General features: G+C 58.1%; 12 protein-coding genes. All 12 read left to right on the top strand.

Annotated elements, in window-relative coordinates; genetic code table 11:
- The first annotated feature begins 1 nt into the window (after position 1).
- Positions 2–262: an extracellular matrix/biofilm regulator RemA gene (gene remA, locus EHV15_RS29210; protein ID WP_036621599.1), complete on the top strand. Its 261-nt coding sequence runs from the start codon at positions 2–4 to the stop codon at positions 260–262.
- A gap of 13 nt (positions 263–275) precedes the next feature.
- Positions 276–860 (top strand): guanylate kinase, encoded by a 585-nt coding sequence (gene gmk, locus EHV15_RS29205; RefSeq protein WP_128634330.1) that lies wholly within the window; start codon positions 276–278, stop codon positions 858–860.
- A gap of 36 nt (positions 861–896) precedes the next feature.
- Positions 897–1,115, top strand: a complete 219-nt coding sequence (rpoZ, locus tag EHV15_RS29200) for a DNA-directed RNA polymerase subunit omega (protein WP_128634329.1) — start codon at positions 897–899, stop codon at positions 1,113–1,115.
- A 77-nt stretch (positions 1,116–1,192) separates the two neighbouring features.
- On the top strand, positions 1,193–2,413 hold the full coding sequence (gene coaBC / locus EHV15_RS29195) for a bifunctional phosphopantothenoylcysteine decarboxylase/phosphopantothenate--cysteine ligase CoaBC (protein WP_128634328.1): 1,221 nt from the start codon (positions 1,193–1,195) through the stop codon (positions 2,411–2,413).
- Positions 2,410–5,028, top strand: coding sequence for a primosomal protein N' (gene priA / locus EHV15_RS29190; RefSeq protein ID WP_128634327.1), 2,619 nt, complete (start codon positions 2,410–2,412; stop codon positions 5,026–5,028). The genes coaBC and priA overlap by 4 nt, the downstream gene beginning before the upstream one ends.
- Before the next feature lie 125 nt (positions 5,029–5,153).
- Positions 5,154–5,636 (top strand): peptide deformylase, encoded by a 483-nt coding sequence (def, locus tag EHV15_RS29185; RefSeq protein ID WP_128634326.1) that lies wholly within the window; start codon positions 5,154–5,156, stop codon positions 5,634–5,636.
- Positions 5,637–5,644: 8 nt separating this feature from the next.
- Positions 5,645–6,604, top strand: coding sequence for a methionyl-tRNA formyltransferase (gene fmt / locus EHV15_RS29180; RefSeq protein ID WP_128634325.1), 960 nt, complete (start codon positions 5,645–5,647; stop codon positions 6,602–6,604).
- On the top strand, positions 6,601–8,154 hold the full coding sequence (rsmB, locus tag EHV15_RS29175) for a 16S rRNA (cytosine(967)-C(5))-methyltransferase RsmB (protein ID WP_128634324.1): 1,554 nt from the start codon (positions 6,601–6,603) through the stop codon (positions 8,152–8,154). The genes fmt and rsmB overlap by 4 nt, the downstream gene beginning before the upstream one ends.
- Before the next feature lie 108 nt (positions 8,155–8,262).
- Positions 8,263–8,451 carry a hypothetical protein gene (locus EHV15_RS29170; RefSeq protein ID WP_128634323.1) on the top strand — a complete coding sequence of 63 codons (189 nt, stop codon included), beginning with the start codon at positions 8,263–8,265 and terminating at the stop codon, positions 8,449–8,451.
- A gap of 435 nt (positions 8,452–8,886) precedes the next feature.
- A complete protein-coding gene (gene rlmN / locus EHV15_RS29165; RefSeq protein ID WP_128634322.1) occupies positions 8,887–9,933 on the top strand; it encodes a dual-specificity RNA methyltransferase RlmN in 1,047 nt (348 codons plus the stop codon).
- A gap of 6 nt (positions 9,934–9,939) precedes the next feature.
- Complete coding sequence (locus EHV15_RS29160; protein ID WP_128634321.1) at positions 9,940–10,713, top strand: Stp1/IreP family PP2C-type Ser/Thr phosphatase; 774 nt, start codon at positions 9,940–9,942, stop codon at positions 10,711–10,713.
- Positions 10,710–12,881 carry a Stk1 family PASTA domain-containing Ser/Thr kinase gene (pknB, locus tag EHV15_RS29155; protein ID WP_128634320.1) on the top strand — a complete coding sequence of 724 codons (2,172 nt, stop codon included), beginning with the start codon at positions 10,710–10,712 and terminating at the stop codon, positions 12,879–12,881. Before EHV15_RS29160 ends, pknB begins: the two co-directional genes overlap by 4 nt.
- The last annotated feature ends 27 nt before the right edge of the window (positions 12,882–12,908 follow it).

The raw sequence follows: 12,908 nt of genomic DNA, 5'->3' as shown, positions 1-12,908 counted from the left end.
CATGGGAATTAAACTTATTAACATCGGCTTCGGAAATATCGTATCGGCCAACCGAATCATTTCGATCGTAAGCCCGGAGTCTGCGCCGATCAAGCGGATCATTCAGGAAGCGAGAGATCGCCATATGCTGATTGACGCTACATACGGGCGGCGGACGCGCGCGGTTATTATCACGGATAGCGACCATGTTATTTTGTCGGCGGTGCAACCGGAGACAGTCGCCCACCGGCTGTCGACCAAAGATGAAGACAACGACGAATAAAATGGAGAGAATTATGTCTAAAGGGTTACTTATTGTGTTATCTGGACCGTCGGGCGTCGGGAAAGGAACGGTTTGCAGCGAACTGCGCAAGCGTATGCCGGATTTGATTTATTCGGTTTCCGCGACGACGCGGCAGCCTCGCCTTGGCGAAGAAAACGGCGTGAACTATTTTTTCAAAAGCCGCGAGCAGTTTCTGGAGATGATCGAAAACGATCAGCTGCTGGAGTATGCCGAATACGTCGGCAACTTTTACGGTACCCCGCGGGATTTCGTGGAGGAGACGATCGCTAGCGGCAAGGACATTATTTTGGAGATTGAAGTTCAAGGTGCGCTCAAGGTGAAGGAGAAATTCCCGGAGGGCGTGTTCGTGTTTCTGCTCCCGCCTTCGCTTGACGAGCTGAAGGGCCGCATTCAAGGCCGGGGAACGGAAAACCAGGCAACGATCGATCACCGCATGTCGGTGGCCGCTCATGAGATCGGACTGATGGAAAATTATGATTATGCCGTCGTCAACGACGAAATCGATCATGCCTGCCAAAGAATACAATCCATCGTTATCGCCGAACATTGCAGAATCCGCAAACAAGGAAAGTGCTAAATCCGGCGATCAGCCAATAAGAAGAGGTGTTACGTTATGCTGTATCCATCCATTGACAAGATGCTCGGCAAAGTAGGGAGCAAATACTCCCTGGTCGTGGCAGCATCCCGCCGCGCCAGACTGCTGCGCGAAGGGGACAAAAGCGAGCTGAAGCAGCCGAAATCGCATAAGCAGGTCGGTATTGCGCTCGAAGAGATTTACGGCGACTACGTCAAGATCAAAAACGACGGGGAACAGCCTGCAGAAAACGAATAAATTCCGGCCTCCGGGCTGCTTTACAACAACCGCGAGGTTGTTATTTTTTTGGTTTGGGAGAAAGGCAGGGGATACCGATGTTATCCGGCAAAAAAGTTTTGCTAGGCGTCACCGGCGGAATCGCCGCTTTCAAAGCGGCGTCGCTAACCAGCAAGCTGGTGAAAGAAGGAGCGGAGGTCCGCGTCATCATGACCCGGTCGGCGACAAAATTCATCACGGAGCTGACGCTGCAGGCCTTATCGAAAAATTTCGTGTACACCGACACGTTTGATGAAAAACACCCTGAATCGATTTCGCATATCAATTTGGCCGATTGGGCCGATCTCGTGCTGGTCGCTCCGGCGACGGCCAACATCATCGCCAAAATGGCCACAGGAATCGCCGACGACATGCTGTCGACGACGCTGCTCGCCACGCAGGCGCCGATCATGCTTGCTCCGGCGATGAACGTGCATATGTACGAGCACCCGACGGTCGTCCGCAATATGGCTGAGCTCGTGGAGCGCGGGGTCATGATGATCGAGCCGGGCGAAGGGCTGCTGGCCTGCGGTTATACGGGCAAAGGGCGGATGGAAGAGCCGGAGTCGATCGCGGCCGTGGTGAACGGCTATTTTGCGCGCCAGGCCAAGCGGGCGGAAAAGCCGCTTGCCGGCAAAAAAGTCGTCGTGACCGCCGGCGGCACGGTCGAGCGGATCGATCCGGTCCGCTATATCACCAACGACTCTTCGGGCAAAATGGGCTTTGCCATTGCCAAAGCGGCCCGGGAGTTGGGGGCGGACGTGACGATTATCGCCGGAACAACGCAAGCGCAACCGCCTGTAGGGATCTCCCTGACGCGCGTCTCCTCGGCGCAGGAGATGTACGAAGCCGCCCTTCGGGAATGGGCCGATACGGATATCCTGGTGAAGGCTGCTGCTGTGGCGGATTACCGGCCAAAGGAAACCGCGCCGAACAAAATCAAAAAAACCGGTGATTCCCTGGTGCTGGAGCTGGTGAAGAACATTGATATTTTGGAAACGCTCGGGAAACAGAAAACGACCCAACTGCTGATCGGCTTTGCGGCGGAGACGGAAAATCTTGAGCAGCATGCCATGGACAAGCTGAAGCGCAAAAATTGCGATCTGCTCGTCGCCAACGATGTCACCGCGGAGGGAGCGGGATTCGGCGCCGAAACCAACATCGTCAACATTTATGATGCGAACGGACTGGTGGATTCGCTGCCCCGGCTCGCCAAAGACGAAGTGGGCATGCGGATTATGGAGCTTGCGGCCGGCCGATTGAAGGGTACGGGCCGATGACCTACCGAATGGCCAAAGTGATCGTGGATGTGCCGAGCCGGGAAACCGACCGGCCTTTTGATTATTTGATCCCCCAGCCGCTGGCGGGGTGGATCGAGGTCGGCAGCCGGGTCGGCGTCCCGTTCGGACGCCGCACGGTGCAGGGCTTTGTCGTTTCGCTGCATGAACAGCCGGAAATGGATCCGGCGCGGATGAAGCCGGTTCAGGAGCTGCTGGACCTGCTGCCGCCCCTGCCGCCCGATCTCGTGGAGCTGGCGGAGTGGATGAGCCGGAAATACGCCTGCAGCATGATTTCGGCGCTGCAGGCGATGATCCCGTCGGCGTTGAAAGGCAAGGCGGAAAGGTATATCCGCGCGGCCGAGCCGGAGGATGCGCCGGAAAGCGGGGGCGCAGCGGAGCTGATCGCGGCGGGAAGCGCAGCGGAGCCGTTTCGGGGCGGGCAGGAGGAAGAGGAACTGCGCCGGGAAACCGGCAGCCTGCCCTCTTTGTCGGCTTTGCTGACCCGGGAAGAGGAAGAAATCGTCGCCCATGTCAAGGCGTCCGGCACCGTGACGATGACCCAGCTTGGCGGCCGGTTTCCGGACCAGGCGGCGATCATCAAGGATTTGCTGAACCGGGGCGTGCTGACGGAAAGCCAGGCGATCAAGGACAAGGTCGGCAAAAAAACGGTGAAAAGCGTGGCCGCGGCAGTTAGCGGCAAGGCGGCGGAAGATGCGCTCGCTTCCTTCGGGGCGCAGGCCAAACGACAGAAGGAAGTGCTGCAGTTTTTGCTGGAGGTCGGCATGCCGCTGTCCCTTCAGGAGCTGCTGTCCACCCTGCGGGTGACGGCAGGCACGGTGAAGAAGCTGGCGGAAAAAGGCTACGCTGTCATCGAAGACGTCGAAGTGTTCCGCGACCCTTACCAAGGCCGGCGATTTAAGAGCAGCGTGCCGCTGGAACGAACGCCGGAGCAGGAGATCGTATATAATCGACTGGCCGCGGCGCTTGACGCAGGGAGGCCCGAAGTTTTTCTGCTGCACGGGGTGACCGGCAGCGGCAAAACGGAGGTGTACCTGCAAACGATTGAGCGCTGTCTTTCCCTGGGGCGCCAGGCGATCGTGCTCGTGCCGGAAATTTCGCTCACTCCGCAGATGGTCGAGCGGTTCAAAGGGCGGTTCGGCGGCAAGGTTGCCGTGATGCACAGCCGGTTGTCCAGCGGGGAGCGGTACGACGAGTGGCGGAAAATCCGCGAAGGCCGCGTAGAGGTTGCGATCGGGGCACGTTCGGCGGTGTTTGCGCCGTTTGCCAAGCTCGGGCTGATCGTCATGGACGAGGAGCATGAAACCTCCTACAAGCAGGAGGAGACGCCGAAATACCACGCCCGCGACGTCGCCGTCCGGCGCGCCCGGCAGCACGGGGCCGCGGTGATATTAGGCTCGGCAACCCCGTCGCTGGAGAGCTATCATGCGGCCCGCTCCGCAGGCGGGGACCATGGCGGCTTTGCTCCGGTGCTGCTGGAAATGAAGCAGCGTCCGTCCGGCAGCCGGCTGCCGGAGGTTCAAATCGTCGACATGCGGGAAGAACTGAAGGAAGGCAACCGTTCGATGTTCAGCCGCGCGCTGCACCGGGGGATTTCAGCCCGCCTCGAGCGCGGCGAACAGACCGTGCTGTTCCTCAACCGGCGCGGCTACTCCACGTTTGTGATGTGCCGGACTTGCGGCTACGTCGCCGGTTGTCCCGAGTGCGACATTTCGCTCACCTACCATCAAAAATCGAACAACCTGCGCTGCCATTATTGCGGTTACGCCGAAGCGGCGCCATCCGTATGCCCGGAATGCGGCAGCGAGCATATCCGCTACTTCGGAACGGGCACCCAGCGGGTCGAAGCTGAACTGGCCAAGCTGTTTCCGGGCATGCGCGTCATCCGCATGGATGTGGACACCACGAGCGAAAAAGGCGCGCACGAGAAGCTGCTGCAGGCGTTTCGCGAGAAAAAAGGCGACGTGCTGCTGGGGACGCAAATGGTCGCCAAGGGGCTGGATTTTCCCGACGTGACGCTGGTCGGTGTGATCGCGGCGGATACGGCGCTGAATTTCCCCGATTTTCGCGCGGCGGAAAAAACGTTCCAACTGCTGACGCAGGTGGCGGGACGCGCCGGGCGCCATCAGCTGCCGGGGGAAGTGTTTATCCAGTCCTATATACCGGAGCATTATTCGATCGTCCACGCCAGCGGGCACGATTATTTGTCTTTCGTGCGCGAGGAGCTGAAGCACCGCAAGGCGCTGCATTATCCGCCGTACAGCCGGCTGATTCTGGTCACGCTTTCGCATGAGAAGCTGCCGCTGCTGCTGCGGATGGCGGAAAATTTCGCCGGCGATCTGCGGGTCAAGGCGCAGCGCCTCGGCTGGTTCGGCAGCCTGGACCGGTTTACGCCGGCGGCGCTGGACATTCTCGGCCCGGTCGCCTCGCCGATTCCGCGCATCAAAAACCGCTACCGGTTCCAGTGCATGGTGAAGTACCGCGGCGATTTGGACGCGGTCGGCCTCGTGCGGGAGACGGCGGCCGCGACGCTGGCGGGCCTGCGTGACGCCAATCTGCAAATCAGCATCGACGTCGATCCGCAAATGCTGATGTAATGGCTGCATACACTTTATGATCAAACCGCGGGTTTACGGCATATATATTTTTTGAAGAATGTACTGGGCCTTTTTAATGTAAATAATACTCAAAAAGCTCATGAAGCGACGGAAGGAAGTGCCATATGGCGATACGCATTATCGTAAAAGAACCGGATGAAGTGCTGCATAAGGCAGCCAAAGAAGTGACGAAAATTACGCCGAACGTACAGAAGATTTTGAGCGATATGGCGGATACGATGTACGACGCGGAAGGCGTGGGGCTGGCCGCCCCGCAGATCGGCATTTTAAAACGGATGATCGTGGTGGACGTGGGCGATGAGCACGGACTGATCGAGCTGATCAACCCGGAGATCGTGTCCAAGGAAGGGGAGCAGTTCGGGCCCGAAGGGTGCCTAAGCATCCCGGGATATCGCGGCGATGTGCGCCGGGCGATGACGGTGACGGTCAAAGGCCTTGACCGCAACGGGAAGGAAGTCACATATACCGGATCTGAGCTGCTGGCTAGAGCTTTTCAGCATGAGATCGATCATTTGAACGGGGTTCTTTACACCGATGTGGCCGAAAAAGTATACGAAATTACACCGGAAGGTGAAGAGAAGGAGTGACGTCGCAGGTGAAGATCGTCTTTATGGGAACCCCGGAGTTTGCGGTTCCTTCCCTGGAGGCCTTGCTGCGCGAAGGGTACGATGTGGCCGCCGTCGTGACCCAGCCGGATCGTCCGCAGGGGCGCAAAAAGGTGCTGACGCCGACGCCGGTCAAAGAGGCAGCGCTGCGGCACGGGTTGCCCGTGCTGCAGCCTGTGCGGATGCGGGCGCCCGAGGCGGTGGCGGAGGTGGCGGGCTATCGGCCCGACCTGATCGTCACGGCGGCGTACGGACAAATTTTGCCCAAAGCGGTGCTCGATTTGCCCCGTTACGGCTGCCTTAACGTTCACGGCTCGCTGCTCCCGAAATACCGGGGCGGCGCGCCGATTCAACGTGCGATCATAAACGGCGAGAAGGAGACCGGGATCACGCTGATGTATATGGCGGAGGGGCTGGACACCGGCGACATGATCGCGAAGTCCATCGTCCCGATCGCGGACGAGGACACGTCCGGCACGTTGTTCGAGAAGCTGAGCCAGGCGGGCGCCGGGCTGCTGCTGGAGCAGCTGCCGCTGATCGTGGCGGGCAAGGCCGGGCGGATTCCGCAAAACGATGAGGAATCGACGTATGCGCCGAATTTGAGCCGCGAGGATGAGCGCATCGACTGGACGGCTTCTTCGCGGGACATCTATAACCGGGTGCGGGGGCTTGTTCCTTTTGCCGGCGGTTTTACGTTATGGAACGGCGAAGTGTTTAAAATATGGGCGGTTGCCAAGCCTGCGGAAGGCGGAGTTTCTGGATCGGCGGACGGGGCCGCGCCCGGACAAGCTCCCGGGACGGTGCTCGATTTGTCGGCGCGCGGCATTGAGGTGCAAACCGGGGACGGTTCCGTGCTGCTCACCCGCGTCCAGCCGGCCGGCAAAAAAGCGATGGAAGCCGCGGAGTTCGTGCGCGGCGGCGTGATGAAGAAAGGAACGGTATTGGGATGAGCCTAAGCGGTGGCGTTGGCGGAGGAAAAAATGGCAGGGAGCGCGGTAGCGCCCGAAAGGGAGGCGCCGAGGGCGGTTTCGCTTCAAATGCGGGGGGCAGCTCTGCTCCAAAAGCAGGCGCCGGCGGCGGGTCTCAAAAAGAGAAGGCCGGGCGCAGTGCTGGCTCCTCGGGGGGAGCGGCCCGCAGACAGGGGAAACCTTCCGCCCGCGGCGTTGCGTTGGAGGTGCTTACCGCCGTCGAGCAGGAAGGAGCCTATAGCAACCTGCTGCTGAACGGGGCGCTGCAAAAATCCAGTCTGTCCGGGCCTGATGCGGGTCTTGCGACCGAGCTCGTTTACGGTACGATTCAACGGTTGAATACGATCGACTTTTTTCTGGCGCCTTTCGTAACCAAAGGGCTTGGCAAGCTTGCTCCGTGGGTGCGCAATTTGCTGCGGCTCAGTTTCTACCAGCTTCATTATCTGGACCGGATTCCTCCGCATGCCGCCGTCAACGAGGCGGTCAATATCGCCAAAAAGAAGGGGCATCAAGGCATTTCCGGGATGGTCAACGGTGTATTGCGCAACGTGTTGCGCCGGAAGGAGGAACTGACCCTGCCGGAAGATCTGCCGCCGGTCAGCCGGATCGCCCTGGCTCACTCGCATCCGGAATGGCTGGTCGCCCGCTGGATCGAACAGTACGGGGAAGCCACGGCCGAGGCCATCTGCCGGGCCAACAACGAACCGCCTTCGGTCAGCGTCAGGGTCAACCGGGCCCGGGCGAGCCGGGAGGAGATACTGCGGCTGATGGAAGGGCAGGGTCTCACGGCTTCCGCTTCCCCGATTTCGCCGGACGGCATCATCGTACATAGCGGCGGGAACATGGCGCTGACGTCTTGGTACCGGGAAGGATTGATCTCCGTTCAGGACGAGAGTTCCATGTTGGTGGCCGAAGCGGTGGATCCGCAGCCGGGCATGTCGGTCCTGGACTGCTGCGCGGCGCCCGGCGGGAAAACGTGCCATATGGCGGAAATCCTCGAGGGCGGCGGCGAGGTTGTGGCAAACGATATTCATCCGCACAAGGCCAAGCTGATTGAAGACCACGCCCAGCGGCTGGGGCTCGGGAACGTGCGGGCGTTGTCGGGAGATGCGATGAAGCTGAACGAACGCTTTGAAGCGGAATCGTTCGACCGCATCCTGCTCGACGCCCCCTGCTCAGGGCTTGGCGTGATCCGCCGCAAGCCCGATTTGAAATGGGCGAAAACGCCGGGGGACATTGGAGAGATCGCCGGGGTGCAGCAAGGGCTGCTGGACGCGGTGAGCGGACTGCTGAAGCCGGGCGGCATCCTCGTTTACAGCACCTGCACGATCGAACCCCGGGAAAACGCCGAGATGGTCCAGCGGTTCCTGGACCGCCATCCGGAGTTCGCTTTGGCGGCGGAGGAGCCGGCCGGCTGGGAGCGGCGGCCGCTTGCCGAAGCCGCCGGCCGGGTAGCGGAAGGGCTGCAAATTTTGCCGCAGGACTTCCACTCGGACGGGTTCTACATCGCCCGTTTGCGAAAAGCGTGGTAAAGTACCAATTAAATGAGACTAGTTCGTTTTTAGAGGTCAAGCTCACGGCCAATGCCGCCGGGCTTGGCCTTTTTGAAATAACAGGCGACGGAGTGTATTAAGTTTAGAATGGCAACCATACTTGAAGAAGCTGTACTCTTCCTGATGCCAAGCGCCGCTTTGGTTTTGAGCATAAAAAATAGCGGAACTTTATGTTCCTATTTTCCGGATTTGAGCATGATCATCACCCTTAGCGGAATTTTATGTCCTTATTTTTCAATGAACGGTGCGAAAGGTGGTCAGTTCTCCGCGATTTAGGAAAATAACGACAAAATGTTCCTCTATTTCGCTCAACATGGGGGATATCGCCGAAATAGCGACATTTTTTGTTCTTATGTTTTCGTCCGGGTTTTTCAACAAGCTAACTTTTACAATTTTCCCCAGGCCTTCGCTTCGCAAAAGAGTCACCGCCGCCACGCCGCTACTCGCATTATTTCAGGTACCGTATACTTATTGCGGCTTCCCCTGCCCATCCTCCCCCATGCCTATTCTCGCTCGTCCCCAGCTTGCCCAACCTTTCTCGCCCCGGCTATTCCGGCGTTTCCGCCGCACGTTTTCCCCGCTTCCCAAAGTCCCGGAAGGCTGTCCGGCCCGGCCCTATCCGGCGCGCCCTTTAGTGTCTTGGCGATTTATGATAAAATAGGTGGAATGAGTGGGTGATTTTTTGATAAAACATAGGATAGGTGTGTGAAAATGAAACCTTTTATATATGATTACACTTTGGAAGAACTGCAGGATTGGGCGGTCTCGCAAGGAGAGCCGGCCTTTCGCGGCAGCCAGATTTTCGACTGGCTGTACGTGAAGCGCGTCAGTTCCTTCGACGAGATGACCAACCTGTCCAAATCGCTTAGGCAGAAGCTGGACGAGCAATTTGCTTTCGTCACGCTGCGGGAAATTACGAAGCTGGAGTCCAAGGACGGCACGGTCAAATTTCTGTTCGGGCTGCATGACGATCACGCGATCGAAACGGTCATCATGAAGCATAATTACGGCAACAGCATCTGTGTGACGACGCAGGTCGGATGCAAGGTGGGCTGCACCTTTTGCGCTTCGACGCTCGGCGGCCTGAAACGCAACCTGACGTCCGGTGAAATCGTCGCCCAGGTCGTACAGGCGCAGAAAATTCTCGATGCCAAAGACGAACGTGTCAGCAGCATCGTGATCATGGGAACGGGCGAGCCGTTCGAAAATTACGACGCCACGATGAAATTTTTGCGGATTATGATTCACGAAAAGGGCTTGAACATCGGACAACGGCATATTACTGTATCAACGAGCGGTATTGTGCCGAACATTTACCGGTTTGCCGATGAGAACACGCAAATCAATCTGGCGATCTCGATTCACGCGCCCAACGATGCGCTCCGTTCCAAGCTGATGCCGGTGAACCGGCGCTTTCCGTTTGACGACGTGATGGAGGCGCTGCGTTATTACATCGCCAAAACCGGCCGCCGGATCACCTTCGAATACGCGCTGATAGGCGGGGTCAATGACCAGCCGGAGCACGCGGAGGAATTGGCCGGCGTGATCAAAGACATGCTCTGCCATGTCAATTTGATTCCGGTCAACTACGTGCCGGAACGCAAATACGTAAGAACATCCAGAAACGATATTTTTAATTTTCAACGGGTCTTGGCGGATAACGGCATCAATGTGACGATTCGCCGGGAGCAAGGCCATGATATTGCGGCGGCCTGCGGTCAACTGCGGGCGAAGCATATGGAGTCTGGTGCGAGGTGAACGAAATTGATTAAGACGGTTTATTTAAGTGATGTGGGACGAGTCCGCTCGGTCAACGAGGATTGCACCTGGGTGGACCGGCTCGAGCAGGGCTATACGCTTGGCGTCGTGGCCGACGGAATGGGCGGCCATCAGGCGGGCGATATCGCCAGCCAACTGGCCGTGGAGACGATTACCCGGGATTTGACCGGTCTGTCAGGCGGTCTGTCGGTTCAAGATTTCGGCGAAGAGCTCCGCAAAGCGATCCTCCACGCCAACGAAGTCGTGTTCCGCAAAGCGTCGGAGCATGAGGAATACCGCAACATGGGCACAACGGTTGTCGCCGTGCTGCTGTATGGGCGCGAAGGCATGGTTGGCCATATCGGAGACAGCCGGGCGTACAAGTGCCGGCGCGGGGAGATCGTGCAGTTGACGGACGACCATTCCTTGGTTAATGAGCTGTTGAAAAGCAACCAGATCAGCGCCGAGGAGGCGAATGTCCATCCTCACCGCAATGTGGTGACCCGGGCGCTGGGCACCGACGAACAGGTCGATGTCGACATGAACCGGGTAACTTTGGAGCCTGGGGAAATCCTGCTGCTCTGCAGCGACGGGCTCAGCAATTACGTTACGCCGGAACAAATGACCCTGACGCTGGGCTTGGATGATCTTGCGCTGCATGATCGCGCCGATCGTCTGCTTCAGATGGCGCTGCATGCCGGAGGCGACGACAACATCAGCATCGCCTTGCTGGAACAACATGAGGATGCCGGGTCAGGCACAAAGGAGTGGAATTCATGATCGGACACGAATTGGGCGGTCGTTACCAGATTATCGAACGAGTCGGCGGAGGCGGGATGGCGCTCGTCTATAAAGCGCAGGACATTTTGCTGAATCGCTACGTAGCCATCAAAGTGCTGCGTCAACAATTTGTGAATGACGAGGAATTTATCCGGCGTTTCCGCCGGGAAGCGCAGTCGGCCGCATCCTTATCGCATCCGAACATCGTCAGCGTGTATGATGTCGGACAGGAAGACGAAGTTCATTATATCGTTATGGAGTTCGTGGAAGGCCAAAATTTGAATGAAATCATCAAGGAGCGGGCCCCGCTGCAAGTCGAGGAAGCCGTCCGCATCGCGTCGCAAATCGCTGACGCGCTGGATCACGCCCATCAGAATCAAATCATTCACCGTGATATTAAACCTCATAACATATTAATCGGGCGCAACGGATGGGTGAAGGTTACCGACTTCGGCATCGCCCGCGCCGTCACGTCGACGACGATTACGCAAACGGGATCGGTGGTCGGTTCGGTGCATTATTTTTCGCCGGAACATGCCAAAGGGGTGGCGACCGGGGAAAAGTCGGACCTGTATTCCCTCGGGATCGTGCTGTATCAGATGCTGACGGGACGGCTTCCTTTTTTGGGCGAAAGCCCGATCAGCGTGGCGCTGAAACATCTGCAGGAGCATTTTGACGAGCCGCGGACGGTCAACCCGATGATACCGCAAAGCGTGGAAAATATTATTTTAAAGTCGATGCGCAAAAATCCCGGGGAACGTTACCAGTCGGCTAAAGAAATGCTGCGCGACCTGGAGACTTCCCTGCTGCCGGAACGGCGGATGGAATCCAAACTGGCCTTTATTGATCATGATGATGAAGACAACACGCGAATCATACCGGCCATCCGCCCCCAAAGCAGCTCACAGAAGGGAGGAGCCGCCAAGCTGACCCGGGACAATCCGCGGGAGCGGGACAATGCGGCGGCGGCGTCCGAAGTACGCGAGGCCCCGAAGAAAAAAGCTTGGGGCAAGCCGGCGTTATGGATCGGGGTGACCTTGGTATTCCTGCTGGCGATGGCGGGCGTGGCCTGGTACGTCAACAGCCTGGTCACGGTGCCGGAGGTTAGCGTACCAAGCGTTTTAAACTTGGCAGAGCAGGAAGCAATCGCCAAGCTTAAAGAAAACGGGATTGAAGTTGGCGATATCGCGCGCGAGTATAAAGAGGGCTTCGGCGAAGGCGTCGTTTGGGAACAGAGCAAACCTGAGGGCATGAAGGTGAAGGAAGGCTCCACGGTCGACCTTAAGGTCAGTACGGCCAAGCCGTTGCCGGACATGCCGCCGCTAACGGGTCAGACTTATGACGAGGCCGTGAAGCAGCTCGTTGCCTTAGGGATCGATGAGGACCGCATTTCGAAAAAGGAGGAACCCAGCGACGATAAGAAAGCGGGCGAAGTCATCGGCCAAAGCCCCGATGCCGGAGCGGAGTTCGATCCGGCAACGGAGGAAATCACACTGACGGTCAGCACGGGGCCGGAAAACGTCAAAATGCCGAATTTTGTTGGCAAAACCCAAGCTGAAGCAGAGGAAGAAATCAAAAAGCTGGGGCTGAAGCTGGCCGAGGGCGGCATCAAAGAGCAATCCAGCTATGAAATGGAAGCAGGCAAGGTCATCAAGCAGTGGCCGAACGCGCCGAATGAAGAAGTCCCGCCGGGCTCGGAAGTTACTTTGTTCGTCAGCACCGGTTATCCGCCGGAGGCGATCACGTATACGTATCAGGTGCCGGTCGTTCCCGCGGCGGAAGGCCAGAAAAGCAAAATCAGCATCAGTTACGGAGACGCGCGCGGCGACAGTCAGCAATGGGGCACCAAAACGATCGGCAAAGCGCAATATCTTGCGGTCGATCTCGTGCTTGCGCCAAACAAGGATGGCTACGTTTCCGTGACTCGGGATGACGTGCTGCTGGAAACTTACCAGATTTCCTATATCGACGCCAAGCAGGGAACGGTGCCTGTTCCGGAATTCCCGGCAAGCGGCTCTGAGGAGACGTGGGGCGATGAGAATTCGATGGATCAGGATTCGGGAGAGATCCCGGACACCGGTATGGTTCAATCGGGCAACCTGGTCTCTGCCGCGGGCGACAAGGGTAAAGGCAACGGTAAAGGCAAAGGCAACAAACATGGTCATTAAGGCAAACCGAGATGAAAGCGAGGGCCT

Source organism: Paenibacillus oralis (genome assembly GCF_003863965.1).
GTDB classification, from domain to species: Bacteria; Bacillota; Bacilli; order Paenibacillales; family Paenibacillaceae; genus Fontibacillus; species Fontibacillus oralis.
Note: the sequence above shows the minus strand (reverse complement) of the source record. Positions and strands in the feature narration are given on the sequence as shown.